This window comes from Massilia genomosp. 1, assembly GCF_011682185.1.
In the GTDB taxonomy this organism is placed as follows: Bacteria; Pseudomonadota; Gammaproteobacteria; order Burkholderiales; family Burkholderiaceae_D; genus Telluria_A; species Telluria_A rubra.
Window position 1 is genome coordinate 17,754 of record NZ_WHJF01000030.1, and the last position, 26,144, is coordinate 43,897.

Annotated in this window: 23 protein-coding genes; 3 read left to right on the plus strand and 20 right to left on the minus strand. The window is 64.9% G+C overall.

Features of this window, described 5'->3' with window-relative positions; genetic code table 11:
* The 8 genes from bamB to ndk form a co-directional block, all read right to left on the minus strand.
* Entirely contained in the window at positions 1 to 1,155 is a 1,155-nt protein-coding gene (gene bamB, locus F1735_RS13565; RefSeq protein WP_167237463.1) for an outer membrane protein assembly factor BamB, read from the minus strand.
* 46 nt (positions 1,156 to 1,201) lie between these two features.
* The gene (locus F1735_RS13570; protein WP_167237427.1) at positions 1,202 to 1,855 is read right to left on the minus strand and encodes a YfgM family protein; all 654 of its coding nucleotides are present in this window, start codon (positions 1,853 to 1,855) and stop codon (positions 1,202 to 1,204) included.
* Between the two features lie 55 nt (positions 1,856 to 1,910).
* On the minus strand, positions 1,911 to 3,266 hold the full coding sequence (gene hisS / locus F1735_RS13575; protein WP_167237428.1) for a histidine--tRNA ligase: 1,356 nt from the start codon (positions 3,264 to 3,266) through the stop codon (positions 1,911 to 1,913).
* An 88-nt stretch (positions 3,267 to 3,354) separates the two neighbouring features.
* On the minus strand, positions 3,355 to 4,623 hold the full coding sequence (gene ispG / locus F1735_RS13580) for a flavodoxin-dependent (E)-4-hydroxy-3-methylbut-2-enyl-diphosphate synthase (protein ID WP_167237429.1): 1,269 nt from the start codon (positions 4,621 to 4,623) through the stop codon (positions 3,355 to 3,357).
* Between the two features lie 22 nt (positions 4,624 to 4,645).
* Complete coding sequence (locus F1735_RS13585; protein ID WP_167237430.1) at positions 4,646 to 5,635, minus strand: helix-turn-helix domain-containing protein; 990 nt, start codon at positions 5,633 to 5,635, stop codon at positions 4,646 to 4,648.
* 13 nt (positions 5,636 to 5,648) lie between these two features.
* A complete protein-coding gene (gene pilW / locus F1735_RS13590) occupies positions 5,649 to 6,512 on the minus strand; it encodes a type IV pilus biogenesis/stability protein PilW (RefSeq protein ID WP_187364240.1) in 864 nt (287 codons plus the stop codon).
* Entirely contained in the window at positions 6,509 to 7,678 is a 1,170-nt protein-coding gene (rlmN, locus tag F1735_RS13595) for a 23S rRNA (adenine(2503)-C(2))-methyltransferase RlmN (RefSeq protein WP_167237431.1), read from the minus strand. The genes pilW and rlmN overlap by 4 nt, the downstream gene beginning before the upstream one ends.
* A 107-nt stretch (positions 7,679 to 7,785) precedes the next feature.
* The gene (ndk, locus tag F1735_RS13600) at positions 7,786 to 8,211 is read right to left on the minus strand and encodes a nucleoside-diphosphate kinase (protein ID WP_167237432.1); all 426 of its coding nucleotides are present in this window, start codon (positions 8,209 to 8,211) and stop codon (positions 7,786 to 7,788) included.
* Positions 8,212 to 8,439: 228 nt separating this feature from the next.
* Between ndk and F1735_RS13605 the strand changes: the two genes are divergently transcribed.
* Entirely contained in the window at positions 8,440 to 9,117 is a 678-nt protein-coding gene (locus F1735_RS13605; protein WP_167237433.1) for a Bax inhibitor-1/YccA family protein, read from the plus strand.
* A gap of 102 nt (positions 9,118 to 9,219) precedes the next feature.
* On the opposite strand, the gene rlmD is transcribed toward F1735_RS13605, so the two are convergent.
* The 7 genes from rlmD to F1735_RS13640 form a co-directional block, all read right to left on the minus strand.
* Positions 9,220 to 10,572, minus strand: a complete 1,353-nt coding sequence (gene rlmD, locus F1735_RS13610) for a 23S rRNA (uracil(1939)-C(5))-methyltransferase RlmD (protein WP_373888517.1) — start codon at positions 10,570 to 10,572, stop codon at positions 9,220 to 9,222.
* A 72-nt stretch (positions 10,573 to 10,644) separates the two neighbouring features.
* Entirely contained in the window at positions 10,645 to 11,688 is a 1,044-nt protein-coding gene (rpoS, locus tag F1735_RS13615; RefSeq protein ID WP_167237435.1) for an RNA polymerase sigma factor RpoS, read from the minus strand.
* 46 nt (positions 11,689 to 11,734) lie between these two features.
* A complete protein-coding gene (locus F1735_RS13620) occupies positions 11,735 to 12,688 on the minus strand; it encodes a peptidoglycan DD-metalloendopeptidase family protein (protein WP_167237436.1) in 954 nt (317 codons plus the stop codon).
* A gap of 85 nt (positions 12,689 to 12,773) precedes the next feature.
* Entirely contained in the window at positions 12,774 to 13,673 is a 900-nt protein-coding gene (locus tag F1735_RS13625) for a protein-L-isoaspartate(D-aspartate) O-methyltransferase (protein ID WP_167237437.1), read from the minus strand.
* Positions 13,670 to 14,407 carry a 5'/3'-nucleotidase SurE gene (surE, locus tag F1735_RS13630; RefSeq protein WP_167237438.1) on the minus strand — a complete coding sequence of 246 codons (738 nt, stop codon included), beginning with the start codon at positions 14,405 to 14,407 and terminating at the stop codon, positions 13,670 to 13,672. The genes F1735_RS13625 and surE overlap by 4 nt, the downstream gene beginning before the upstream one ends.
* Positions 14,408 to 14,485: 78 nt before the next feature.
* Positions 14,486 to 16,885, minus strand: coding sequence for a tetratricopeptide repeat protein (locus F1735_RS13635; RefSeq protein ID WP_167237439.1), 2,400 nt, complete (start codon positions 16,883 to 16,885; stop codon positions 14,486 to 14,488).
* Between the two features lie 10 nt (positions 16,886 to 16,895).
* Positions 16,896 to 17,633 carry a toll/interleukin-1 receptor domain-containing protein gene (locus F1735_RS13640; protein WP_229505757.1) on the minus strand — a complete coding sequence of 246 codons (738 nt, stop codon included), beginning with the start codon at positions 17,631 to 17,633 and terminating at the stop codon, positions 16,896 to 16,898.
* A 54-nt stretch (positions 17,634 to 17,687) separates the two neighbouring features.
* On the opposite strand from F1735_RS13640, the gene F1735_RS13645 reads away from it, so the two are divergent.
* Positions 17,688 to 18,668 (plus strand): NADPH:quinone oxidoreductase family protein, encoded by a 981-nt coding sequence (locus F1735_RS13645; RefSeq protein ID WP_167237440.1) that lies wholly within the window; start codon positions 17,688 to 17,690, stop codon positions 18,666 to 18,668.
* A 148-nt stretch (positions 18,669 to 18,816) separates the two neighbouring features.
* Here F1735_RS13645 and F1735_RS13650 read toward each other — a convergent pair whose 3' ends face one another.
* The 3 genes from F1735_RS13650 to F1735_RS13660 are packed head-to-tail and all read right to left on the minus strand — an operon-like array spanning position 18,817 to position 22,960.
* On the minus strand, positions 18,817 to 20,667 hold the full coding sequence (locus tag F1735_RS13650; RefSeq protein ID WP_167237441.1) for a DUF885 domain-containing protein: 1,851 nt from the start codon (positions 20,665 to 20,667) through the stop codon (positions 18,817 to 18,819).
* A gap of 3 nt (positions 20,668 to 20,670) precedes the next feature.
* Complete coding sequence (locus F1735_RS13655) at positions 20,671 to 22,704, minus strand: ATP-dependent DNA helicase (protein WP_167237466.1); 2,034 nt, start codon at positions 22,702 to 22,704, stop codon at positions 20,671 to 20,673.
* A 55-nt stretch (positions 22,705 to 22,759) separates the two neighbouring features.
* Entirely contained in the window at positions 22,760 to 22,960 is a 201-nt protein-coding gene (locus F1735_RS13660) for a YdcH family protein (RefSeq protein WP_166881122.1), read from the minus strand.
* A gap of 222 nt (positions 22,961 to 23,182) precedes the next feature.
* Here F1735_RS13660 and F1735_RS13665 point away from each other — a divergent pair, with 222 nt between their 5' ends.
* Entirely contained in the window at positions 23,183 to 23,989 is an 807-nt protein-coding gene (locus F1735_RS13665; protein ID WP_167237442.1) for a PP2C family protein-serine/threonine phosphatase, read from the plus strand.
* A 263-nt stretch (positions 23,990 to 24,252) separates the two neighbouring features.
* Here F1735_RS13665 and F1735_RS13670 read toward each other — a convergent pair whose 3' ends face one another.
* Both F1735_RS13670 and zapE read right to left on the minus strand, forming a co-directional pair.
* Complete coding sequence (locus tag F1735_RS13670; RefSeq protein ID WP_167237443.1) at positions 24,253 to 24,954, minus strand: hypothetical protein; 702 nt, start codon at positions 24,952 to 24,954, stop codon at positions 24,253 to 24,255.
* 44 nt (positions 24,955 to 24,998) lie between these two features.
* Entirely contained in the window at positions 24,999 to 26,096 is a 1,098-nt protein-coding gene (zapE, locus tag F1735_RS13675; protein WP_167237444.1) for a cell division protein ZapE, read from the minus strand.
* Between the last annotated feature and the right edge of the window lie 48 nt (positions 26,097 to 26,144).

Sequence of the window (26,144 nt, forward strand, 5' to 3'; positions counted from 1 at the left end):
TTATTCGACCGCGATAGCGGTCACTGTCCCAGATTGTGTTTGAAAGATCAGGTTTGAACCTGCCACCAGGGGAGCCGACGTAACGGCGCTCCCGTCGGTGGCGGCGCGCGCCAGAAAGGAACCATCTTCCCGTGACAGGAAGTGGATGAAACCTTGATAGTCGCCAACGGCCACGGTGCGTCCGTAGGACACCGGGGTGGACAGGCGGCGATAACTTAATTTGTCGTTTTTCCAGGCGCTCACGCCGCCTTCGCGGTTAAAGGCCGACACCGCGCCCTTGTCGTCGACGGCGAACACAAAGCGCTGGTCGACCGAGACGCCGACGTCGGACGAGAGTTCCTTGGTCCAGCGCGCGGCGCCCGTGTTGACGTCGAAGCAGCCCACGCGGCCCTGGTAGGACACGGCGCACACTTCCTGGTCGATCACGACCGGGGTGCCGCCGATGTCGGTGACCCGTTCGAGTTCGGTCGCGCCGCGCGCTTCGCCGACCGCCACTTCCCAGCGCGCCGCGCCGGTGGCCATGTTCAGCGACAAGAGTTTGCCGCCCGGCTGGGCGACGATGACTTCTTTGCCGACCACCACCATGCCCGGCGCATTACGCAAGGTCAATGGCGGCGAGACGCGCTGCACGGTCCATTTTTTCTCGCCAGTCTTGGCGTCCAGGCCGACGATGCGGTTGTCGACCGAGCGCACCACCACGATGCCCTCGCCTACTACCGGGCTCGACAGCACTTCGCTCGAGGCTTGCGCCGTCCACAGCAGTTTGCCTTCGAGATCGTAGGCCAGCACGCCGCCCTTGGCGGCGCCGAAGACGAGCATGCTGCCGTCGGTGCCGACGCCGGCGGTCAGGCTTGTCGCGGCCTTGATGCGCCACAGCTGCTTGCCGCTGACCGCGTCGACCCGCGCGATGGCGCCGTCGGCGCCGGCCACGACCAGCGACTGGTTCACCAGCGCCGGGGTGAAGACGTAATCCTGGGCCTTGCCGATATCGAGCTTCCAGGCGGTGCGCACGGCCATCGAGCCTTTGAGCTCGACCAGCGGCGCGGGCACGTTGCCCTTGGATTTGGAGGCGAAAGGATTAAGCGAACTCAGGGTGGAGCAGCCGGCCATCAGGGCCAGCACACTCACACCGATAAGTTTCTGGGTAATACGCATAGTCATGACCTTGTTCTGGGTAACTCGTTACAGACCGCCAGGCCGCTCAGGCGGGCGCTTTGGTGTCGGGCATGGTGCCGCCGATGGCTTCGAGCTTGATCTGCACCAGCGCGCGGCCCGGATGCTTGGCGTCCATCGCGGCCAAAGCGGCCAGGTAGGCGCTGCGCGCTTCGGCGATCTTGTTCTGCGCCACCAGGATGTCGCCCTTGCGGTCGGCCACGGCGCCGGCGAACTGCGGCAGGAATGGCGTGGCCAGCAGTTTCAAGCCTTCATCGTAGGCTTTCTCGTCGAGCAATACGCCAGCCAGGCGCAGCTTGGCGATCGACTTGTACTCGTCGTTGCCATTGTCCACCACCCATTGCAGATGGGCCTTGGCGCCTTTCAGGTCGTTGGCCTCGAAAGCGCTCTTGGCGGCCGTGAGCGAGGTCATGGCGGCGTAGGCGCTTTTGGCGTACTTGGTGCGCACGTCGGCGGCGATGCGCTGCACCTTGGCGTTGTCCTTGGCGGTAGCGGCACTCTGGATCTGCGTGTACAAGGCCGATGCTTCAGCCGCGTTGACGCGCTCGGCGCGCTGCCACCAGGTGTAGCCGGCGTAGGAACCGGCGGCGATGATCAGCACCACCATCAGCATGTTGCCGTACTTGTTCCAGAAGGCCTGCATCGCGGCCAGTTGTTCTTGTTCTTCGAGATCGTATGCCATGTGTTTCTCAACAGTATTAGGTCAGGTTAATCGGGGTGTGGCGCAAGGCTGCTGCTTAGTGATGGTAATGCACGTGCTCGTGGTCGTGTTCATGCTCGTGGGCGCCGACGATCTGGTTGACCAGGTAGTCGACGACATCGTCGAACGGCACACTGGCCTGCTGCTCGCCTTCGGCCCCGCGCATCGACTTGACCGCCGCCGTGCGCTTGGCGATTTCATCGTCGCCCAGGATCACGGCAAACGCCGCGCCGCTGCCGTCGGCTTTTTTCATCTGGCTCTTGAAGCTGCCGGGACCGCTCGCAGCGGCGCAATGTAACACAACATCCAGGCCGGCATCACGGATGCGCTCGGCCAGCACGAAGGCCTGCATGCGCGCTTCTTCGCCCTGGTGCACCATATAGACATCGCATTCGGACGGATCGTTCGGTTCGCCCGCTTCTTTCATCAGCTCGACCAGGCGCTCGATGCCCATCGCGAAACCGACCGCCGGGGTGGGTTTGCCGCCGAAGCTTTCGATGAGCGGATCGTAACGCCCGCCCGCGCACACGGTGCCTTGCGAGCCGAGCTTGTCGGTGACCCACTCGAACACGCTGCGGTTGTAATAGTCGAGCCCGCGCACCAGGCGCGGATTGACGGTGTACTGGATATTGTTGTGATCCAAAATGCGCTTGAGGCCCTCGAAGTGCGTGACCGACTCGCCTTCGAGGTAGTCGAGCAGCTTGGGCGCATTGTTCACCAGGTCCTGCATGGCGGGGTTCTTGGTGTCGAGGATGCGCAGCGGATTGGCATGCAGGCGGCGCTTGGCTTCCTCGTCGAGCAGGTCGGCGTTCGCTTCGAAATACGTGATCAGGTCGGCGCGGTGGCGCTGGCGCTCGCCCGCGTCGCCGATCGAGTTGATTTCGAGGCGGATGTTTTCCAGGCCCAGGTCGTCCCACAGGCGGCGGCACAGCATGATCAGTTCGGCGTCGATATCCGGGCCGGCAAAGCCGACCGCTTCGGCGCCGACCTGGAAGAACTGGCGATAGCGGCCGCGCTGCGGACGCTCGTGGCGGAACATCGGTCCCGCGTACCAGACGCGGCGCGGGCCATCGTAGACCAGGTTATGTTCGATGACGGCGCGCACCACGCCGGCCGTGCCTTCGGGGCGCAGGGTCAGTTCGTCGTCGTTCATGGCATCCTTGAACGAGTACATTTCTTTTTCGACGATGTCGGTCACCGCGCCGATGGCGCGCTTGAACAGCGCCGTGTCTTCGACGATCGGGGTGACGATCTTTTGATAGCCGTAGCTTTTCAAGACCGAGTGTACGGTGTTTTCGAACAGCTCCCACAGCGGCGCGTCGGCCGGCAGGATGTCGTTCATGCCTTTGACAGCGGTGATCCTTGTAGCTTTTTCTTTTTTGTTATCAGACATATTCTAAAACTCTTCTGTATGTTAAGGAGTCCCGGCTTGCAAGCCGGAACCGCTGCGGCGGCAAGCGGCATGCCGCTTGAAACCCCGCCTACGCCATGAATTGCTTGCCATAAGTGGTTTGTACGTAGTTCAGGACAATCGCCTGGAATTCTTCAACAATCTTGTCACCGCGCAGGGTGACGGTTTTCTTGCCATCGACGAACACTGGCGCGGCCGGCGACTCGCCCGTGCCCGGCAGGCTGATGCCGATATTGGCGTGTTTCGATTCGCCCGGACCGTTGACGATGCAACCCATCACGGCCACATTCATGCCTTCCACGCCCGGATAGGCCTTTTTCCATTCGGGCATCTGCTCGCGCAGATAGGTCTGGATGTTGTCGGCCAGTTCCTGGAAGGTGGTCGAGGTGGTGCGTCCGCAACCCGGGCAGGCGATCACCATCGGCGCGAACTTGCGCAGGCCCATGGTTTGCAAAATCTCTTGCGCGACCACGACTTCGCGCGTGCGGTCGCCGCCCGGTTCCGGCGTGAGCGAAATGCGGATGGTGTCGCCGATGCCCTCTTGCAGCAGCACCGACAGCGCGGCGGTCGAGGCGACGATGCCCTTGCTGCCCATGCCCGCTTCGGTCAGGCCCAGGTGCAGCGGATAATCGCAGCGGCGCGCCAGTTCGCGGTACACGGCGATCAGGTCTTGCACGCCCGACACCTTGCACGAGAGGATGATCTGGTCGCGTCCGAGGCCGATTTCTTCGGCGCGCACGGCGTTGTCGATGGCCGAGGTGATCAGGGCTTCGTACATCACCGCCTGCGCACTCCACGGCTGCGCGCGCTGGGCGTTTTCATCCATGATGCGCGCCAGCAGCGACTGGTCCAGGCTGCCCCAGTTCACGCCGATGCGCACCGGCTTGTTGTACATGATGGCCGCTTCGATCATCTGGGCGAACTGGCTGTCGCGCTTGGCGCCCTGCCCCACATTGCCCGGATTGATGCGGTATTTCGACAGCGCGCGCGCGCATTCGGGGAAGTCGCGCAGCAGGGTGTGGCCGTTGTAATGGAAGTCGCCCACCAGCGGCACGTCGATTTCCATCTTGTCGAGCTGTGCGCGGATAAGGGGCACGGCGGCCGCCGCTTCGGGCTTGTCGACCGTGATGCGCACCATCTCGGAGCCGGCGCGCGCCAGTTCCTTGACCTGGATCGCGGTGCCGATCACGTCGGCCGTGTCGGTGTTGGTCATCGACTGCACCACCACGGGGGCGTCGCCGCCGACCCAGATTTTGCGTTCGCCGTGCGCGACCAGCACGCGGCGGCTTGCGCGCCGCGCGAGGGGACCGGAGGGAATCGCCAGATTCGAAGAAGACATGAACGAAGACCTAATTTGACTTTTACTTGAGTTTGACTTTGGCGGTGCGGCCGTTGTCCGGCAAACTGACCGCTTCGCCGCGCAGGGTGGCCGACACGCCGCCCGGCTTGCCGACCACCAGGGTGACCGGTTCGGTGATATCGAGCGTTTCGACGGTGCCGGCCTTGACCAGGCGCGACAGCAAAGGCGCTCCCTTGGCGCGCCGCACTTCGACCCAGGATTCTGCGCGCACATTGAGCACCAGCGGGTTGCTGCCGGGCACGGCGGCCGGCGCATTCGACGCTGCGGCCGCGCCAGGCGCCGTGACGGGCGCGCCGGCGACCGGAGTGGCGGGCGCGCTCGCCGTGCCGGCCGGCGGCAGCACCGACACCAGCGGCGGCGCCGGCGCGATCACGCTCTTGCGCTCGTCCGGCTTGACCAGGGTCGTTTCCAGCGGCGCGGGCGTGGCGGCGGGCGTGGCGCCCACCAGCGGCGCCGGCAGCACCGTGACACTCGCTTGCGAACCGGACGCGGCGGCAGGCGTCGCATGGCTGGCGCCGCCCAGCAGCGCCGCCGGCACCAGGCCGAACTGCCAGGCGCCGGCGGCGGCGGCGACCAGCAACACGGCCGCACCGATCAGGCCCAGCGGCAGGCGCGAGCGCTTGCCGTTGGTCGGGAAACGCACTTCGGAAAACGTGGCCGGCTTGTCGCGCCGCACGCTGCGGCTGCCGGGCTCGGTCAGCTCCGGGGTATCGAGCGAAATCATGGCCACCAGCGGGGCCGCGTCGAGCTTGACGACCTTGGCGTAGGCGCGCACGAAACCGCGCACCACGGCCGGTCCCGGCAGGTTGGCGTAATCGCCCGCTTCCAGCGCGGTGACCTGGCGCACGGCCATTTTCAATTGATCGGCCACTTGCTCGACTGTCCATCCCATTGCTTCACGCTGGGCGGCCAGGGTCTTGCCCGGCAAACCGTGGTTGGCGGCGTTCGCGTTTCCGCCCGCTGCTGCTTGTTCTGCCCACTCTGAACTCATTGTCGATCCTGTCTCACTCATCAAATGCACCGCGCTGGAAAGCTGCGAACTCGGGCGAACCGGGATGGCGCCGGCGCAGTTGCGTCACCAGGCTCGTCTCCGAGGCCGTCTCGCCCAGCTTGCGTTCGACACGGATCGCCAGCCACAGCACATCGGCGGGAAGGCTATCGAGTTTCGCCAGCGCTTTCACACGGTTGATATAAACTCCGGCGCGCACGTAGTCGCGCCGCTCGTAATAGACCCGCGCCAGGCCGGCTTGCACCGGGAGCAGGTCGGCTTCGATACGCAACGCCTGCAGCAGGTAGCGCTCGGCGGCGTCGTAATTTTTTTGCTTGATGCTGCATCCGCCCGCATTGACCAGGGCCTTGACCGGCGACTGGTACATGGGGTCTTTCAGGGCGATCTCGAACTGGGCGATGGCCGGCGCGAAGCGCCCGGTCTGGCACAGGAAGGAGCCGTAGTTGTTGTTGAGCTCGGGATTGCGCGGCGCCAGGCGCATCGCGCGCTGGTAGTTTTCTTCGGCCAGGATGTTCTCGCCCATGCTGGTGTAGATCAGGGCGCGCACGCTATAGGCGTCGGCCAACTCGGGATCGATGGCGATGGCTTGCTTGATCTCGTCGAGGGCGACCGCGTAGTTGCCTTCCTGGTAGTAGCCGATGGCCAGCTGCATGCGGATGCCGGCGCGCTTGTCCTTGTTGGTCTGGTCGGAGGCGGTCTTCAGTTCCGTGGTGCTGCCCTGCAGGCCGGCCGCGTCGGCCGAGGCGTTGCGGGTGACGGTGGTGGTGGTGCAGGCGCCCAGCGCCGCAGCAAAGCCGGCCACCAGGGCCAGCGCCAGCAGGCGGCGCGGGTGCGCGCCCGGCGTCACGCGCGCGTTCAAGAAGCAATCTCCACGATGCGCCCGAAGTCGGCGCCGAACTTCTTCTGGTATTCAGCCATTTTTTCCATGCGCTCCTGTACGCGGGTACGGTCTTGCACTTCGCCGGCCAACTGGCCGCAGGCGGCGTCGATATCGTCGCCGCGCGTTTTCCGAATCGTGGTCACCAGGCCGCCATCCATCAGCACCTGGGCGAAGGCCTTGATGCGCGGATTCTTCGAGCGCAACAAGCCGGACTCAGGGAAAGGATTGAAGGGAATCAGGTTGAATTTGCACGACACGCCGACGACCGGGTCGTTGACCAGGGCGACCAGCTCGCGCGCATGCTCGTCGCTGTCGTTGACGCCGTCGAGCATGCAGTATTCGAAGGTGATGAAGTCGCGCGGGGCAAACTCGAGGTAGCGGCGGCAGGCGGCCATCAGCTCGCGCAGCGGGTATTTTTTGTTCAGCGGGATCAGGCCGTCGCGCAGGGCGTCGTTGGACGCGTGCAGCGACACGGCCAGCGCCACCGGCACTTCCTGCGACAGCTTGTCCATCATCGGCACCACGCCCGAGGTCGAGAGGGTCACGCGGCGGCGCGACAGGCCGTAGGCGTTATCGTCGAGCATGAGCTTGAGGGCGGTGACGGTCGGTTCGAAATTGAGCAGGGGCTCGCCCATGCCCATCATCACCACGTTGGTGATCTGGCGCTCGCCCTTGGGACCGGGCTCGACGCCCTTGGTGCGGCGCAGCTCGAACTCGGCCATCCACAGCTGGCCGATGATTTCGGCCACGGTCAGGTTGCGGTTGAAGCCCTGCTTGCCGGTCGAGCAGAAACGGCAGTTCACGGCGCAGCCGGCCTGGGTGGAAATGCACAGGGTGCCGCGGTTTTCTTCCGGGATGAACACGGTTTCGACCGCGTTGCCATTGCCGACGTCGACCAGCCACTTGCGCGTGCCGTCAGTCGAGGTGTGGTCGCTGATCACGCTTGGTGCGCGGATTTCGGCGCGCGTGGCCAGCTTGTCGCGCAGCGACTTGGCCAGGTCGGTCATGGTGTCGAACTCGCTGGCGCCGAACTGGTGAATCCAGCGCTGCAGCTGTTTGGCGCGAAACGGCTTCTCACCCAAGTCGGCGCAGTAAGCGACGAGTTGCGCGGGATCGAAGTCCAGCAGATTGGTGAGAGTCGTCATAGTATTCTTTAGTGAGTCAGACAAAATCGGGCAAAAAACACATCCCGCCCGCCCGGCGAACCGGACAAGCGGTGTGACATACAGGTCAAGCAGTCAAACGTGACTGATTAACGGGAGTACACGTTCAGTGCTGGGAAGTAGTAAGCGATTTCCACAGCGGCGGTTTCAGCGGCGTCCGAGCCGTGCACCGCGTTGGCATCGATCGAATCGGCGAAATCGGCGCGGATGGTGCCTTTTCCCGCTTTTTTCGGATCGGTTGCGCCCATCAGGTCACGGTGGGTAGCGATGGCGTTTTCGCCTTCGAGCGCTTGCACCATGACAGGACCCGAGATCATGAATTCGACCAGATCCTTGAAGAATGGACGTGCAGCGTGCACAGCGTAGAAGCCTTCTGCTTCGGCGCGCGACAGGTGCATCATGCGGGCTGCGACGATTTTCAGGCCAGCGCCTTCAAAGCGGCTGTAGATTTGCCCGATGACGTTTTTTGCAACTGCGTCAGGTTTGATGATCGACAGGGTGCGTTCGATTGCCATGTGTAAAAACTCCAATAAAAAGAAAGGTTTAATGTTGGGTAACGGGACCCAATCAACCTTCGATTTTACCATATAACACCCCTTCCAGAGGGATATTGCACGGCCATCCGCAGAAGTGTTAGAGTGGCGCTTGTCAAAACACGCGGGCGCATGCGCGATTTTGCGCGTTTTTCCCGCGCCGTGCTATTCTTTTAGCGAGCGTTACTTTTTTATCAATCGGAGGCACTTATGTCAATCAGCTTGCAAGACTATGACCTGGTGGGAAGCCAGGAAGTACGTCATCGCGTACTGCGCAATACTTACTGGCTACTGGCCCTGTCGATGATTCCGACGGTGCTGGGCGCCGTCCTGGGGGTGATGTTCCACATTCCGGTGCCACGCGGCATCATCGGCTTCGTGCTGTTCCTGGCGTTTGCCTACGGTTTTATCTGGGGCATCGAAAAAACCAAGGAAAGCGCGATGGGCGTGGTGGTCCTGCTCGGCTTTACCTTCTTCATGGGCATCTGGCTCACGCCCTTGCTGACCCGCACCTTGAACTTTGCCAACGGCGGCACCCTGATCATGCTGGCCTTCGGCGGCACCGCCAGCATCTTCGCCGTGCTGGCAAGCATCGCCACCGTGAGCAAGCGCGATTTTTCGATGATGGGCAAATGGCTGTTCGCCGGCGTCATGGTGCTGATCCTGGCCACCCTGGCCAACTACTTCTTCCAGTTGCCGGCCCTGTGGCTGGCGATCTCGGTGATTGCGATCGCGATTTTCTCGGCATACATCTTGTATGACGTGCAACGCATCGTCAACGGCGGCGAGACCAACTACATCAGCGCCACCCTGAGCCTGTACCTGGATGTCTACATGATCTTCCAGCACCTGCTGGCCCTGCTGGGCATGGGTGGCGAACGCGAATAAGCGTTAGCTTCCCGGCAATAAAAAAACCGGCCTGCGGGCCGGTTTTTTTACGTCCGCGCCGATCGCGACCGGTTTGCCCGACGCGCGCGCGGACGGTGGCGCTTACACCAGGTCGAACACCGCCATCGATTCCACGTGCGAGGTGTGCGGGAACATATTGACCACGCCCGCCTTGCTCAGGGCGTAGCCCGCCTCGTGCGTCAGAATGCCGGCGTCGCGCGCCAGGGTGGACGGGCTGCACGAGACGTACACGATGCGCTTGGGCAGCAGTTCCGGGTGGCTCAGGCGCAGGGCGGCCAGGGCTTGCACCAGCGCCATGGCGCCGTCGCGCGGCGGGTCGATCAGCATGCGCTCGAACTTGCCGAGCGCGACCAGGTCCTCGGCCGTGACCTCGAACAGGTTGCGCGTCGAAAAGCTGGTCTTGTCCGACAAGCCGTTCGCGCGCGCATTCGACAGCGCCCGTTCGGTCAGGGTGGTGCTGCCTTCGATGCCGACCACTTCCCTGGCCTGGGTGGCCAGCGGCAAGGTGAAGTTGCCCAGGCCGCAGAACAGGTCGGCCACCCGGTCTTGCGGCTGCACGTCCAGCAGCTTGAGCGCTTTGCCGACCAGCACCCGGTTGATGTGATGGTTGACCTGGGTAAAATCGACCGGCTTGAACGGCATCTTCACGCCGAACTCGGGCAGGGTGTAATACAGTTCCTTGTCCAGAGGATAGAACGGCGCGGCCGTTTCCGGCCCCTTGGTTTGCAGCCACCACTGGATGTTCCATTGGTCGGCAAAGCGTTTGAGCAGCGTTTCATCGGCGCCGGTGAGCGGCGCCATGATGCGCAAGACCATCGCCGTGGTCTCTTCACCAACCGCGATTTCGATCTGCGGCATCTGGTCGAAAATCGACAAGGCGCCCACCAGCGCGCGCAACGGCAACAACATGGCGGCCACGTGCGGCGGCAAAATCTTGCAGTCGCTCATGTCGGCGACGAAGGCCGAGCGCTTTTCGTGGAAACCGACCAGCACCGTATCTTTTTTGGCAACATGGCGCACCGACAGGCGCGCGCGGTAGCGGTAACCCCAGGTCGGGCCGTACATCGGGCGCATCACATTGCCCGGCTTGACCTTGCCGATGTGCCACAGGTTATCTTCCAGCACGCGCTGCTTCATCGCTACCTGGGCCGACGGCTCCAGGTGCTGCATCGAGCAGCCGCCGCAATTGTCGAAATGCGGGCATTTGGGCGTGACCCGCATCGACGAAGCCTTGTGCAGCACGGTCATGCGCGCCGCTTCCCAGTTCTTTTTCTTCTTGAACGTATAAAAGCTGACTTTTTCGCCCGGCAAGGCGCCCTCGACGAAGATGACCTTGCCCGGCGAACCGTCCTCGTTGGCGAGGTGGCCGACGCCGCGGGCGTCCATGTCCAGGGATTTGATGTCGAGAATGGTGTCTTGCATGGCGAAATACACGCGCTGGGCGTGTGCAAAAAGAGGTTGAATGGGGAAAAGGAGGAGGCGCGCAGCCGTGTCAGCCCGCGCGCATCATAGCAAGGAATCGCGCACCACGCCACGGGCGGCCATCGCCCGTTTCAGTTTGACCAGCGCTTCCTGCTGGATCTGGCGCACCCGCTCGCGCGTGACGCCCATCTCGTCGGCCAGGGTTTCCAGGGTGGCCGGATCGTCATTGTCGAGGCCGAAGCGGCGCATGATCACGATGCGCTGCTTGTCCGGCAGGCGCGTGAGCCAGTCGCGCACCAGCACCGTCATTTCGTGGTGCTCGGCACGGCTGTCGGGGCCATCGTCGGCGTCGCCGGGCAGCATGTCCATCAGGCTCGACTGGGGATCGTTGTCGAGCGGGGCGTCGAGCGAGGTGGCATGCTCGGACAGGGCCAGGATATCCTGCACTTCCTCGACCGGGCGCCCGACCAGGTGGGCGATGTCTTCGGCGCTGGCATCCTTGCCGTTGCGGTGCTGCGCTTCGAGGTGGTACTTGGCGCGCAGGATCTGGTTCAGCTCGCGCACCATGTGGACCGGCAGGCGCACCGTGCGCGCCTGGTTCATGATGGCGCGCTCGATGCTCTGGCGGATCCACCAGGTGGCGTAGGTCGAAAAACGGAAACCGCGCTCGGGCTCGAACTTGTCGATGGCGCGCATCAGGCCGATGTTGCCTTCCTCGATCATGTCGAGCAGCACCACGCCGCGGTTGATGTAATGCTTGGCGATCGACACCACCAGCCGCAGGTTGTGCTCGATCATGGTCTGGCGCGCCGAAAAGTCGCCGGCCTTGGCCAGGGTGGCGAAATGGACTTCCTGCGGGGCGGTCAGCAGCGCGCGCATGCCGATCTGGTTCAGATAGTGCTGGGTGGTATCGGTCGAGAGCTCGGCCGCCAGCACTTTTTTCAGTTCATCGACGCTTTCGAGCACGGCGCCGGCCACCGGCACGCTGTCGGCGTCGGGGCCGGACTCGGCCTCGGGGTCGAGATCGACATCGGCCTCAAGCGCGGCCTCGAGCGCGGCCTCGTCCGGGTCGTCCGGAAACTCATCCGGACCCGGATCATCGCCCTGCTGGTAGCTCGAATGCGTCATGAAAGATCCACAATGCCGGTGTCGGTCGTCAGCGGGCGACAATTTCTCAGCGGTTAGGCAGGAAACGCGAAGGATCGACCGGCTTGCCCTGCTGGCGGATCTCGAAGTGCAGCTTGACCGAATCGGCATCCGAATCGCCCATTTCGGCGATCATTTCGCCTTTCCTGACGCTTTGCCCTTCCTTGACCAGGATGCTGCGGTTGTGGGCGTAGGCGGACAGCAGGCTGTTGCTGTGCTTCACAATCACCAGATTACCATAACCGCGGATGCCGCTGCCGGCATACATGACTTTTCCGGCGCCGGCCGCCATCACCTGCTGGCCCGCCTTGCCGGCGATATCGATGCCCTTGTTCTTGCCTTCGTCGAAGGTGGCGACGATCCTGCCGTCCGACGGCCACATCCAGCTCAGTTTTTCCTCGTCCGAGGCAGCCATCGGGTTGCTGACGGTGGCCGGCGGCGCCACCACGGCACTGGCCGGCGGATGGAGATCGGGTTTCTCGGGCGGCTTCGGCTCGGCCCTGGCCGGGGTCCCGCCCTCGCCTTTTTGCAACTCGGCCAGCACGCTGTCGCTGTAGGGACGCTTGTCGGCGCGCGGGGTGCTCTTCTTGACCACCACCGGCGCCGGCGGCTTGGCCGGTTCGGATGGCGGCGGCATGTCGATCCTGCTGGTGACCACGCCGCTACTGTCGCTTTTGCTATCGGGAGGCAGCACACGCAGCACCTGGTCGACCTTGATGTCGTTCGGGTTCGACAGTTTGTTCCATTCGACGATGTCGCGGTAATTCTGGCCATGGTCGAGCGCGATGCGGATCAGGGTGTCGCCCTTGCGCACCGTGTACATGCCGCGTTCATCCTTCGGTTCGTCGGCCGGGCGCGGCGCGCGGTTGTCGGCGGCCGGCAGGCGGTCGATCACGGGTGCGGGGCGGCGGGGAGCGGTGTTACAGGCGCTGAGCAAGCCCAGGGTCAGGAGCAGCAGGGGAAGATGGCTTGTGTATTTCATTCTCATGTTATGTGTGTCGTGTTCTGTAAGCGGAGGCGCGCGCCACGGGGCGCAGGCGGGCGAACCAGCCGAACGCAGGCGAACGCTAAACGGTGCCCGGGCGCAGCGGCACGAAGTGGCAGCCTTCCAGGGTTTCGCTCATCCATTCGGCCTTGCCGGTGCGGGTGATCAGCTGCAAGTGCTGGACCTGCGCGCCCACCGGGGCGACCAGGCGACCACCCACGCTGAGCTGCTCCAGCAGTGCCTGCGGCACCTCCAGACCGGCCGCAGCCAGAATGATACCGTCGAACGGGGCGGCCTGGGGCAAGCCTAGCATACCATCTCCGTAGTGCAAGCGCAGATTCACGATGCGCAGGTGGCGCAGATTGGTCTTGGCCAGCTCGTGCAATTGACGAATCCGTTCGACCGAAAACACATCCTTGGCGATGTGCGAGAGCACCGCCGCCTGGTAGCCGCAGCCGGTGCCGATCTCGAGCACGCGGCTCAACGGCTTGCCGTTGCGCAGCACTTCGAGCATGCGCGCCACGATGTAGGGGCGCGAAATGGTCTGGTGGTGGCCGATCGGCAGCGAGGCGTCGACATACGCCTGGGCCGACAGCGCCGGTTCGATGAAGCGGTGGCGCTGCACGCTTTCCAGCGCTTTGAGCACCACTCCGTCCTGCACGCCCTGCTTAGCCACGCGCGCCACCATGGCGCGCCGGATCGCGTCCGACACGCCGGTGTCGGGGCGCGGCGCGATCACCGGCAGCGGCAAGGCGCGCTGGTAGGCCTCGCTGTGCGCCTTGGACGGCGCGGCGCAGACGCGCGCCACGTAATTGTGGGCGCCGCCCTGGCCGCCCTGCGCGCCGCTGCCGGCGGCATTCCGGGTGGCCGTTTGCGGGGTTGCCACTTTGATGGGGGAAAACGCCGGGCTGGCGCGCTTGTCCCCGGTCACCGACGACAGCGGCAGCGGAAACGTGCTGCGTTTGTCGGGTTTGTCGCTCATGCCAGTACGCGCGACAGCAGCGCCAGCTGGTCGCGGTGGGTCAGGTCGACCTGGAGCGGGGTGACCGAGACCTCGCCTTGCGCAGTGGCATGGAAATCGGTGCCCTCGCCGGCGTCGCGCGTGGCGCCCGGCGGGCCGATCCAGAAAATCTCGCGTCCGCGCGGGTCGCGCGCGCGGATCACCGGTTCGGCCTGGTGCCGCTTGCCCAGCCGCGTGGCGCGCACCGTACCCAGCGCTTCGTACGGCAGGTTGGGGATGTTCACATTGAGCAGGTAGGGCGTGGGCAGCTCGTCGAAGCGGCGCAACACGATGTCGCGCGCCAGCCGGGCCGCCGCATCGATGTGCTCCCAGCCGTGCGCCACCTGCGAAAAGGCGATCGCCGGAATGCCGAACAGATATCCTTCGGTGGCCGCCGCCACGGTGCCCGAATACAAGGTGTCGTCGCCCATGTTCTGGCCATTGTTGATGCCGGAGACGACCAGGTCGGGCCGGTAGTCGAGCATGCCGGTCAGGGCCACGTGGACGCAATCGGTCGGCGTGCCGTTGACGAAGTAAAAGCCGTTGGCGGCCTTCTGCACCGACAGCGGACGGTCCAGCGACAGCGAATTGGAGGCGCCTGAACGGTTGCTGTCGGGCGCCACGACGACAATCTCGGCCACCGACGCGAGCGCGTTGGCCAGCGCTTCGATCCCGGGGGCGAGGTAGCCGTCGTCATTGCTGATAAGAATTCTCATCCCCAGATTTTACCTGAAGCAATGAGCCTCACGCTGGCCCCGCACCAACATTTTATGCGCAGTGCGCGCCAGAAACATCTACTGCGTGCTCACCGGGCGCCCACCGACGGCGTCGTTGAGCGCTTCCTGCAAAAACGACACCTCGTCCTGGGCGAAGGCGAGCAAGGCATCCTTGTCGTTGTGGCGCAAATAGACCTGGCGGATCAGGGCCATGCCGCGCCTGCGCAGCGGCGGCGGCACGTTACGGCGCAGCACCGGTTTGCGCAGGCTGTCGGCCAGCGCGCGCGCCTCGCGCTCGCTGCCCGTCTCGATCAGTTCCTGCAGCTGCGCCAGCTTGTGGCTGAGGGTGTCGGCGCCGCCGCTGTCGGGCGGCGCGTCGAGGATGCTGGTCGGGCGCGCGCCGCCGTCCAGGCGCGCCGCGCCGGGGCGGGCGCCCTGCCCCGGATGCGACAAGGCCGCGGCCGGCGCGCCCTTGCCCTGCGCCGTGTCGGGATCGGCGCCGGCCAGCTTTTGCCGCAGCCGCCGCGCGGCGTCGAGGTCACCCTGCTGGCTCAGGGTCGAGGCCAGCCGCAACTGGCTGCTGAGGGTGTCGGGATGGGCCGCGCCCAGGCTGCGCTCGCGGCTGCGCGCCAGCAGTTCGAGCATGACGCGCACGCCGGCCAGGTCGCTCTGGGCGGCCATGATTTCGGCCAGCAATTCGCGTGCCTGCAGCGTCGCCGGATGGTCGGGGCCGGCATGGCGCTCGCGCGCCGCCACCACGCCTTCCTGCAACTTGCGCGCGTTGCCCAGGTCGCCCAGCTCGCGCAGCAGGGTCGACAACTCCTGGGCGCAGCGCAGGGTGTCGTCGTGTTCGCTGCCGAGCAGGCGTTCGCGCCCGTCCAGCACGCGCTCGTAGACCATGCGCGCGCGGCTGTACTCGCCGTGGCGGGCCAGGGTACTCGCCTGTTCGGCCAGGCAGTCGAGGGTGTGCGGGTGGGCCGCGCCGTACAGGCGCTCGCTGGCCTCGATGACTTGCTCGTGCAGCGCCAGCGCCCGTCCGGCGTCGCCGCGCCGGGCCACGGTGGCGGCCAGCGCGGCGCGCGCCGCGAGCGTATCGGGATGGTCGGGGCCGAGCAGGCGCGCGCAATCGTCGAGCAGCAGTTCGTGCAGGAACTGGGCCTCGGCCAGGCGCCCGTCGTGGCGCAGCAGGACGGCCAGCTGGGCGCGCCCGGCGCGCGTGTCGGCGTGCTCGTCGCCGAGCAGGCGCTGGCGCAGGCCGATGCTCTCTTCGAAGCAGGCGATGGCCTCGGCGGCGCGCCCGGCGCTCCGGTACAACACGCCGAGCTGGTGCAGGTCGCGCGCCAGCGCCAGCGACAGCGCCAGGTTGACGCCGTTGGCGAGCCGCGCGCGCGCCGCGCCGATCGCGCTGGCCAGGCGCACTTCGACCAGCGATTGCCAGGGGAAATAGTTGCCGAGAAACCAGTCGAGCAAGGTGTCGAAGGTGCGCGTGAGCGAAAAGCGGTCGGCGTCGCGTTCGCCGCCGTGGGCCAGGTGCTCGGCGCCGGCCATCGGGTGCAGCTGGGGCAGCTGGACTTCGTCGAAATAGCTGTCGAGCGAGACCCGCGACACCCCGTAGCACTGGCGCAGCAACTGTTCGATCGTGCTCTGGTAGCCGGCCACCGCCTTGTGCGGATCGCCGCGCCGCCACAGCAGGCGGCGCGCGCTGTCGGCGCTGTCGATCGCGGCCGGCAGCGGGTACACCAGCAGCGGGCGCTGCTCCTGCTCGTGGCTGCAGCGGTACTCGATGGCGCGCGTGACCACGCCGGCCAGGCCGTCCAGGCTGCGCTGGGTCGGCGTGAACACCGTCACCAGCCGGCGCGGCAGCAAGGTGGTGCAGATGCTGACCGCGGCCGAGCGCCCGCTGCGCGCGTCCACCAGCACATGGGCGAAGCGCTGCGCCATGAAGTCGCCGAAACAGCGGAACAGGGCCGGACAGAGCTGGAACAAGCCATCCCAGTCGAACTGGTCCGCACGCTCGCCGTAGCTGTCGTCGAAGTTGCCGGCGCGCATAAGGTACAGCGGCCGGCTGTGATCGACCCGCTCGACGAACGGTTCCCAGTCGACCGCCTCGAGCACCTGGCGCGCCAGCGCGGCATCGTCAAGGCCGTCGTCGACGCCGTCGCGCTCGTTGCCGGCGCCCCGGCGCGCGGTGCGCGCCGGATGGCCGGGCCCGAGCACGCGCAACTGCTCGCGGCAAGCCTGGAAATATTCGAGCACGCCGGGCCGCTCGCCACGGCGCTCGAAATAATGGTGCAGGCCGGGCGACTCGGTGTCGAAATCGATCATCAGCACCGGCACGGTGGCGCCCTGGCGCCCCGCCAGCAGCAGCGCCATGGTCGCCAGGGCCACGCTGCGCGCGCTGGCGCTCTCGAAGGAGTAAAAGGTGGTCACGTCGCCGGGACCGGTACGCGGCGGCAGGGTAAGGCGTTGGATTTCCATGTTGCTCCTCTTATTTTTTCGGAAAAGACAGATCCGGCAGATCGCGCCACTCGGGTGGGACATCGGGAAGCACGAATTGGTTGCAGTCATGGCCGACGGGCGTGTACTTTTTTTGATACTGATAATGGATGACAATCCGGTCCACGATCTTTTTGATATCCGGCAGAAAATCCGGATGCGCTTTCAAGTCGCCCGTGGCCATCGTGAAATGCGAAAAATCCACGTAGAAGCTCGATGCCGCGATCTGCGGCGGCAGGCGCACCGGATGCATGGTCATGATCACCGGAATGATCAGATGGCTGGGCATGGCGTACCACTGGCTGCGCTCGGCCTCGATGGCCTGCATCGCGGCGAACTCGCGCCGCGTATAGCCATGCGCCTCGTACTTGGGGGTGTAGATCAGGATCATGGTGACGCTCTCGCACAGGGCGCGCGCGATGCGGCGGTCCAGGTCGTCGCCACCACCAAGTTGTTCGGTGTCAATGAACAACTCGTCTTCATTGTCAAAATAGGGTTCCAGATAGCAGCGGATGGCATCGGACAGGGAAGCCTTGAACCGGTTCATCAGCTCATAGCGTCCGTGGGCGTAACTAAAGAAACAGCCGTAACGGATTGCCATGTCAGCCTCCCTGTTCTGTGGTCCCACCAGCGCGCTCGCGCTGTCGACTTTAACAAGCGCGACGGACGCGACCTTGCGCACGCGCAAATGGCCGGGCCGCCCGGCCCTGCGCGCAGAAAATTGAGGCATAATCAAAAATCATACGGTCGTACTATTTTTTAACAACACTCATCGGAGACAGCAATGAAAGCCGTGGTTTGCAAAGCGTGGGGGCTGCCCGACAGCCTGGTAGTGGAACAAGTGGCCGCCCCGGTGGCGGCAGCGGGCCAGGTGCTGGTCGAGGTGCGCGCGGCCGGGGTCAATTTCCCCGACCTGCTGATCATCCAGGGCAAGTACCAGTTCAAGCCGGAATTGCCCTTCACCCCGGGCAGCGAACTGTCGGGCGTGGTCGCGGCGCTGGGCGAGGGCGTCACCAACGTCAAGGTGGGCGACCGGGTGATCGCGTTTTCCGCCCAGGGCGCGTTTGCCCAGCAGATCGTGGTGCCGGCCCAGGCCGTCATGCCGATGCCGCCCGGCATGGATTTCGACACCGCCGCCGCCATCACCCTCACCTACGGCACCTCGCACCACGCGGTGGTCGACCGCGCCGCGCTCAAGGCCGGCGAAACCATGCTGGTGCTGGGCGCGGCCGGCGGGGTCGGGCTGGCCGCCATCGACATCGGCAAGGCGCTCGGTGCGCGCGTGATTGCGGCGGCCTCGAGCGACGAGAAGCTGGCGGTATGCCGCGAGCACGGGGCCGACGCCACCATCAACTACGCAACCGACGACTTGCGCGAAGCGATCAAGGCCGCCACCGATGGCAAGGGCCCGGATGTGATCTACGACCCGGTCGGCGGCGTGTATGCCGAACCGGCGTTCCGCTCGATCGGCTGGCGCGGACGCTACCTGGTGGTGGGCTTTGCGAATGGCGAGATTCCCAAGCTGGCGCTGAACCTGACCTTGCTCAAGGGCGCCTCGCTGATGGGAGTATTCTGGGGCGAGTTCGCCAAGCGCGAACCGAAGGCCAACCTGGCGGCCATGCGCGAACTGATGGGATGGCTGGCCGAAGGCAAGATCCGCCCGCGCATCTCGGCTCGTTACACCCTGGAACAGAGCGCGCAAGCCTTGAACGACATGGCCGCGCGCAAGGTCACCGGCAAGGTCGTGATCCTGCCGCAGGCGTAACAGGCGTCGCCACCCCGACGGACCGGCTCATGCCGGACTGGCCGACCACGCTTTCGCCCCGGGTTTGCTTGAGCAGGATGGCACGGGCCCGGATCGACGCGATCCGGAGCGATGAATTGAGCAACTTCTTGACGTTTGCAAACACCAGTCAGCGGGCCTGCTCGGCGATCCAGGCATTCATCTTGGTTTCGAGCAGCGCCAGCGGCAAGGTGCCGTCGGACAGCACCGCGTCATGGAATTTGGCCAGGCTGAATTTGTCTCCCAGCGCCATCTGGGCGCGCTGGCGCAGTTCCATGATTTTCAGTGCGCCCACCTTGTAGCCGAGCGCCTGGGCCGGCCATGCCATGTAGCGCTCGGTCGCATTGCGCGCGTCGTCTTCCGTATTGCCGGCCTCGTCGACCAGGAAACGGATGGTCTGCTCGCGCGTCCAGCCCTTGGCGTGCAAGCCGGTATCGACCACCAGCCGCGCCGCCCGCATCATGTCGAGCATCAGGTGGCCGGCGTAGGCGTTCGGGTCCTCATACAGGCCCATTTCCTTGCCCAGCGATTCGGCGTACAGCGCCCAGCCTTCGACATACGCATTGTTGCCGCCGAACTTGCGGAACTTGGGAATCGGCAGCTCCTGCTGCTTGGACAACTGGAAATGGTGACCCGGATGGCCTTCGTGCAGGAACAGCGAGGTCATGCGCGTGCTGGCGTACTTGGCCGGATCGGGAATCACGGCCCAGAAGATGCCCGGACGCGAGCCGTCGGCGGCGGCGGCGGTGTAATGGTCGGAGGCGGCATCGCGCGACAGCGGCGGCTCGGCGCGGATTTCCAGCGGCGCCTTGGGCAAGCTTGCAAACAGGCGCGGCAGCATCGGCAAGATGCGCGCGTTGAGCGCCCGGTACGCTTGCAGCACCTCTTCCTCGGTCTTGAACGGACGATACTTCGCTTGCTGCGCCAGCCAGCGCGGCAAGCCGGCCGGCGCGCCGGTGTAGCCGAGCTTCGGCGCCAGCCTGGTGAATTCGGCATTGATGCGCGCCATCTCGGCCAGGCCGATACGGTGGATTTCTTCCGGCGCGAGCGTACTGGTCGTTTGCGAGGCCACCCACGTGCGATACCAGTTGCCGCCGTCGGGCAGGCTGCCCCAGCCGGCGCTCGCGCGCGCGGCCGGCAGGTAGTCGGTTTCCAGGAAACCGGCCAGCTTGCGCAGCGACGGCAGCACCTGCACCCGCACCGTTTCGCGGTAGGCGCCCGTCATGCGCGCCTTCTCGCCCTTGGAAAAGCTGGCCGGCAGCGCGCGCGCCGGCGCCGAGAAGGCGCTGGTCTCGACCGTCGCGGCGGCCAGCGCCTTGATCTGCGGCAGCAGCGACTGCACCAGCGCCTTCGGCAGCACCACGCCCTGCTTGATGCCGCTGCGCATATTGGCGATCGCCGCGTCGGTCCACTGCGGCAGCGCCGTGATGCGTTTCAGGTAAGCCTGGTAATGGGCCACGGTGGCCAGCGGCTGCGAACCGTCGCCGGCGCCAAAATTGGCCAGCAGCACCGGCAGGCTGTCCATGTGGTTCATCGGCAGCAGGTAATCCTTGAGCGGCTCGAAGCGCAGCAGGTTGTTGACTTCGAAACCGAGGATGTCGTAGGTGGTCAGGCCTTCCGGCGCGAGCTTGCTGCGGTCGATCCGTGCCAGCTCGTCGCGCACCTCGTGCAGCATGGCGAACTGGCGCGCCCGCACCGACGGCACGATGGTCATCGGCAGCAGGTCGTCGAAACGGTTGTCGCCCGAAAAAGTGGCGTTGATCGGTTCATAGCGCGCCTGCTCTTCGTAATAGCGCTCTGCCAGCCGCGCCAGTTGCGCGGCCGGATTGTTGGCCGGATTCGCGCTCGCCCCCGCTTCGGCCGCCAGCGGCGGCGGCGCGGGGACCGGGGCGGGGCCGCTGGCAACGGCCTGGCCGACGGCGCCGGCGGCCGCGGTCGTACTCAGCAAGGCGGAAAGTAACAGCGAGCGCAGCACAGTCATGGCTTAGTCCTGGGGTTCTTGAGGTGGTTTGAAAAAGGCGATCACGTCTTCTTGCAGGCGGGTGCGCTTGAACGACGGCAGGCTCTGCCACACGCGCTTGCCGTACGACTTGGAAATCAGGCGCGGATCGCAGATCATCAGCACGCCGCGGTCGGTCTCGTCGCGGATCAGGCGCCCTGCCCCCTGCTTGAGGTTGATGATCGCCTCGGGCAAGGTGTGGTGCATGAAGCCGTTCAAGCCCTGCTTTTCCATCACGTCGATGCGCGCGGCCAGCACCGGATCGTCGGGCGGGGCGAAGGGCAGCTTGTCGATGATGACCAGCGAGAGCGCATCGCCGCGCACGTCCACGCCCTCCCAGAAACTCTGGGAGCCGACCAGCACGCCGTTGCCGGCATTGCGGAACGAGTCGAGCAATTCGGTGCGGCCGCGCTCGCCCTGGACGAACAATGGAAAGTCGAGCCCGCGCTTGGCGAACTCGTCGCGCAAGCGTTCGGACACCTGCTTGACCGCGCGGATCGTGGTACACAAGAAAAAGGTGCGCCCGCCGGCCGCTTCGATCACCGGCAACGCGCTATCGATCACGGCGTCGGTGTAGCCGAAGGAATTCGGTTCCGGCAAGCCGTTCGGCACGTACAGCAAGCCCTGCTGTTCATAGTTGAACGGGCTCGGCCAGGTCTTGGCCGGCTCGCCCGTCAAGCCCATCTGGTTCGAGAAATGCTTGAAGTCGTTCTTGACCGCCAGCGTGGCCGAGGTAAAGATCCAGCTGCGCGGCGTGCCTTCGCGCTGGTTGTTGAAGATCGGCGCGATCGACAGCGGCGTCTTGTGCAGTTGCAGGGACGACGAAAACGCCTCGACCCACAGCACCGCCTGGTCGCCTTCGACCAATTTGCTGGCCGGCGCGTCGCGCCGGATGCCATCCTGCTTCCAGCCGTCCAGCGAGGCGGCCAGCTCGACCGCACGCACCCGCACCTGCTCGATGGTCTCGGCGCGCGCGGCCTGGTCTTCGAGCACGTCGATCATCTCGGCCAGTTTTTCCTTGAGCGTGTTCAGCGCAGGAAAGAACTCGGACGACGGCATGATCTGCGCCAGCGACAGGCGCATGATGTCTTGCGGGAAGGTCAGGCGCAGGTCGCGCGCGGCCTTTTCGAGCACCATCACCACCTTGGCCCAGTCCGGTCCGCCGCGCGCGTGCGCCAGGCCCTCGGCCAGCACGTCGCGGCACAGTTCGAGTATTTGCGAGGTCGACACCGTCTGGCCGAAGAACAGGGTGGCCGTGTCGGGCAACTGGTGCGCTTCGTCGAAAATGATGGTGTTAGCCGACGGCAGCAGTTCGGCCACGCCGGTGTCTTTCAAGGCCACGTCGGCGAAGAACAGGTGATGGTTGACCACCACCACATCGGCCTGCTGGGCTTCGCGGCGCGCCTTCATCACGAAGCAATCCTGGTAGTACTGGCACTCGGCGCCCATGCAGGTGTCGCGGGTCGAGGTGACCAGGTTCCAGATCTGCGCGTTTTCGGGCACCTTGGCCAGTTCGGCCTTGTCGCCCGAACTGCTCATCTTGATGAAGCGCGAAATTTCGCGCAGGTTGCCGACATCGTCGCGCGAGGTCATGCGCCCGTTCTGCAGGGTGCGTTCCAGGTGGTAGTGGCAGACGTAGTTCGAGCGGCCCTTGAGCAAGGCCACCGAGACCGGCGCCTTGAGGGCGGCGCGCACGGTCGGAATGTCGCGCAAGAACAACTGGTCCTGCAAGTTCTTGGTGCCGGTCGAGATGATGGTCTTGCCGCCCCACAGCAGCGCCGGCACCAGGTAGGCGAAGGTCTTGCCGGTGCCGGTGCCGGCCTCGGCGATCAGGGTGCTCTGGTCGGCGATGGCCTGGGCGATCGACTTGGCCATCTCGGTCTGCGAGCGGCGCGGGCTGAAGCTGCCCACGGACGGCGCAAGCGGGCCGCCCGCGCTGAACAGGCGGTCGACTTCGGCATCGTGTATGCCTTCCGGCAGGGCCGGCACGGAGGGTTCGCCGTCGGCGCCAGGAGGCACCGCAGCTACATGTTGAGGGTCGGTCAAAGTGGCATTTCAGAGAAGCGAAGACGGATCAGGCCGGAACATCGGGCACTAATTGCATTTTCAACAGGGTAATATGGTCTTTCAGTTGCAATTTGCGCTTTTTGAGGCGGCGCAGCTGCAACTGGTCGTGGTGACCGTCCAGGGTCAACATGTCTATGACCGCATCCAGGTCGCGATGTTCCACATCGAGTTCGATCAGGCGGCGCTGGATAGTTTGGTCATCGTTCATGTGTGGCATTCCAGACAAGTTCATTTCAAAAATTTCATCAACTGCGGACGAAAAACGCATACAATCTGAAACAATTTTTGTCGCGCAGAAAATAGTCACTGCTTGCAACAAACAGCATACTCGGTGCATAGTTTAATCTACGGCGTCGTTGCAGCCAACAAGATAGAATACGGCAGCCACCAGAGCCGTATGGTAACGCAGCCAGGACATTACCCCAAGCATATGAACGTATACAAGATTGAAGCCGGTACCGCGCAACACATTGGCAACCGGCCGGAACAGACCAACCGCACCGCCCTGTTCACCGGCGCGCGCGCGCCCGGCTACATGATGGCGGTGCTGGCCGACGGCGTTTCCGGCGGTTCGTCGGCGTCGGACCAGGCCCTGCTGACGGCCAAGCAACAATTTGACCTGTTCAAGCCGGGCGACGATCCGAGCATCGAGCGCCTGCAGGCGCTGCTGCGCGACATCGTGCTGGAAACGCACGCCGTGCTCAAGCTCAACGCCATGACCAGCACGAGCGAGCCGCATGCGACCTTTGTGGGACTGGTCATCACGCCCAAGGGCACGGCGGTGTGGGCCCACGTGGGCGATTCGCGCCTGTACCGCTTCGTGCGCGCCGAGTGCGTGGTGCGCACCAGCGACGTGCCCTACATCGAGCACCTGGTCGGCACCGACAAGCTGCCGCTGGAAGCGGCCAAGAACCACCGCCACTCGAAGCTGCTGTTCAATGTGCTCGGCAACAGCCGCAAGGAGCCGTTCGTCGCTGTCGGCCACCACGAGAACCTGGCCGCGGGCGACACCTTCCTGCTGGCGTCGGACGGGCTGTGGCACTTCTTTACGGATGCCGAACTTGGCGCGGTGACCAGCAAGAACACGCCACGCCAGGCCTCGGAACTGCTGATCAACAAGGCGGTGGAGCGCGCCCAGGGCAAGGGCGGCAACTGCACCATGGCCATTGTGAAGCTGGTCAAGCCGCCCAAGGAAGTGCCGAACTACACGGTGGAACGGATGCGCCGGGCGGTGTAAGCTGCGTGCCGCGCCATACCCCTTACGTCCTCTGACCCGTCGTTCGCGGCCACTACCCCGTCGTTCCCGGCCACTACCCCGTCGTTCCCGGCCACTACCCCGTCGTTCCCGGCCACTACCCCGTCGTTCCCGGCCACTACCCCGTCGTTCCCGCGAAGGCGGGAACCCAAGTGTTTGGCGCAGTCGACGGCTAGGCAAACTTGGGTTCCCGCCTGCGCGGGAACGACGGGGCTGAAGTTAGTTTTGGAACAATAGCTATCAAGCTATTTGGAGATCTTCACGTCCTTCGGCCTGGCAGCGGCCTCGGCGTCTTTCGCCGCCTTCTCCGCCTTCCGGGCGCTGGCCGCCTTCTTCTCTTCGACCTTGCGCTGGCGCTTCTCCGAATCGACGCGCTTTTGCTCGAACGCTTCGGCGTTGGCCGCGCGTTCCGGCACGGCTGCTTTTTCTTGCGCGGCGATGCGCGCCAGCTTGGCCGCCTGCGCCGCCTGGCGCGCTTCCAGGGTCGGCTTCGTCGACAGCCCCTTCACCTTCGGCGCCTGCGCCACCGGCGCCGGGGCCGGATTGGCCGCCAGGCGCGCTTCTTCCGCTTCCGCCACGCGCACCGATTCGGCCACCGCCGCGTCGCGCGCGTCGGCCGAGGCCTTGCGCTGGAAATGCTTGGCTTCGTCTTCCACCGCGTTCAGGTAGGCCAGGGTCACGCGCCGGTATTCGCGCGCCTCATCGAGGCAGTCGTTGACGAAAAACTTGTCGTAGCAAGTCACTTCGCTGTTGGCGTAACGCGCCTCGGTGGCGGCGCGCTGCGCGCGCACCTGGTCGAGCTTGAGCGCGGCCTGTTCCAGGGTCGTGGTCAGCGGCACCTCGGGCGCCATGCTGGTCGGCTGCAGGCCGGGCGTGCAGGCGGCCAGGCCGGCGGCCAGCGCCAGCGCGGCAAGCCGGATCATGGGAAAAGCTAGGCGGTTGTTCATGTTCAGTGTCCTGTGGGCGGGTCGGCGAAGGGTCAGGAAATGGGTCAGGAAAGCGGGTCGGCCGCGCCGCGGCGCTCCGCATCCATGTATTCGCGCGACTGCATTTCAATAATACGCGAGACGGTGCGATGAAACTCGTTCGACAGCGTCCCTTGCGTGTACAGCTCTTCCGGCGGCACGGCGGCCGACATCAGCAGTTTAACCTTGTGGTCATAGAAGACATCGATCAGCCACGTAAACCGGCGCGCCTCGGACGACTGCGCCGCCGACATGGCCGGAATCCCCGACAGCACCACGGTGTGGAAGCGGCTGGCGATTTCGAGATAATCGTTCTGCGAGCGCGGTCCGCCGCACAGGGTCGCAAAATCGAACCAGATGATGCCGCCGGCGTGGCGCAGGGCGCGGATTTCGCGCTCTTCGATGCGGATGCGCGGGTCTTCGTCGGCCGTCTCGGCGATGCGCGCATAGGCCGTGCGCAGGGCGGCGTCGGAGGCGGCGTTCAAAGGCGTGTAGTAGCTCTCGACCTGCTCGAGCGCGCGCTTGCGGTAGTCGATGCCGGCGTCCACGTTCATGACGTCGAGTTTATCCTTGAGCAGGGCGATGGTCGGCAACATGCGGTCGCGATGCAGGCCGTCCGGATACAGCAGGTCGGGATCGTAGTTCGACGTCATGATGAAGGACACGCCGTTGTTGAACAAGGCGGTCAGCAAATTATACAAAATCATGGCGTCGGCGATATCCGAGACATGGAATTCGTCGAAGCAGATCAGGCGGTATTTTTTGGCGATGCGGCGCGCGACGTCGTCGAGCGGATCGGCCACGCCCTTGAGCTCATCGAGCTCGCGGTGTACGCCGCGCATGAATTCATGGAAGTGCAGGCGCGTCTTGCGCACCACCGGCACCACCGAGTAAAAACTGTCCATCAAAAACGACTTGCCGCGCCCTACTCCCCCCCACAGGTAGACCCCGCGCGGCACGTCCGGGCGGTTGATCAGGCGCTTGAAGGTGGACGAGCGCTGCGAGCGGAATTCGACCCACTCCTCGTAGGCGCGCTGCAGGCGGTCGACCGCGCGTTGCTGCGCCTCGTCCGAGGTAAAGCCGCGTTGGGATAAGGCGTGCTGGTAGAACTCTTGGACATTCATTTGGGGAGGCAATACAGAATGCCGGGCGCGCCGATGCAATGCTTCGGC

Bases quoted from the DNA above. Each gene is read 5' to 3' on its own strand.
- zapE (WP_167237444.1), bottom strand. From the start codon at position 26,096: ATGAATGTCCAAGAGTTCTACCAGCACGCCTTATCCCAACGCGGCTTT.
- F1735_RS13635 (WP_167237439.1), bottom strand. From the start codon at position 16,885: ATGGAAATCCAACGCCTTACCCTGCCGCCGCGTACCGGTCCCGGCGAC.
- F1735_RS13670 (WP_167237443.1), bottom strand. From the start codon at position 24,954: ATGAACAACCGCCTAGCTTTTCCCATGATCCGGCTTGCCGCGCTGGCG.
- F1735_RS13585 (WP_167237430.1), bottom strand. From the start codon at position 5,635: ATGAGTTCAGAGTGGGCAGAACAAGCAGCAGCGGGCGGAAACGCGAAC.
- F1735_RS13605 (WP_167237433.1), top strand. From the start codon at position 8,440: ATGTCAATCAGCTTGCAAGACTATGACCTGGTGGGAAGCCAGGAAGTA.
- F1735_RS13640 (WP_229505757.1), bottom strand. From the start codon at position 17,633: ATGCCTCAATTTTCTGCGCGCAGGGCCGGGCGGCCCGGCCATTTGCGC.
- surE (WP_167237438.1), bottom strand. From the start codon at position 14,407: ATGAGAATTCTTATCAGCAATGACGACGGCTACCTCGCCCCCGGGATC.
- F1735_RS13650 (WP_167237441.1), bottom strand. From the start codon at position 20,667: ATGACTGTGCTGCGCTCGCTGTTACTTTCCGCCTTGCTGAGTACGACC.
- F1735_RS13620 (WP_167237436.1), bottom strand. From the start codon at position 12,688: ATGAAATACACAAGCCATCTTCCCCTGCTGCTCCTGACCCTGGGCTTG.
- ndk (WP_167237432.1), bottom strand. From the start codon at position 8,211: ATGGCAATCGAACGCACCCTGTCGATCATCAAACCTGACGCAGTTGCA.
- ispG (WP_167237429.1), bottom strand. From the start codon at position 4,623: ATGTCTTCTTCGAATCTGGCGATTCCCTCCGGTCCCCTCGCGCGGCGC.
- F1735_RS13570 (WP_167237427.1), bottom strand. From the start codon at position 1,855: ATGGCATACGATCTCGAAGAACAAGAACAACTGGCCGCGATGCAGGCC.
- F1735_RS13625 (WP_167237437.1), bottom strand. From the start codon at position 13,673: ATGAGCGACAAACCCGACAAACGCAGCACGTTTCCGCTGCCGCTGTCG.
- rlmN (WP_167237431.1), bottom strand. From the start codon at position 7,678: ATGACGACTCTCACCAATCTGCTGGACTTCGATCCCGCGCAACTCGTC.
- rpoS (WP_167237435.1), bottom strand. From the start codon at position 11,688: ATGACGCATTCGAGCTACCAGCAGGGCGATGATCCGGGTCCGGATGAG.
- F1735_RS13645 (WP_167237440.1), top strand. From the start codon at position 17,688: ATGAAAGCCGTGGTTTGCAAAGCGTGGGGGCTGCCCGACAGCCTGGTA.
- bamB (WP_167237463.1), bottom strand. From the start codon at position 1,155: ATGCGTATTACCCAGAAACTTATCGGTGTGAGTGTGCTGGCCCTGATG.
- F1735_RS13660 (WP_166881122.1), bottom strand. From the start codon at position 22,960: ATGAACGATGACCAAACTATCCAGCGCCGCCTGATCGAACTCGATGTG.
- F1735_RS13665 (WP_167237442.1), top strand. From the start codon at position 23,183: ATGAACGTATACAAGATTGAAGCCGGTACCGCGCAACACATTGGCAAC.
- hisS (WP_167237428.1), bottom strand. From the start codon at position 3,266: ATGTCTGATAACAAAAAAGAAAAAGCTACAAGGATCACCGCTGTCAAA.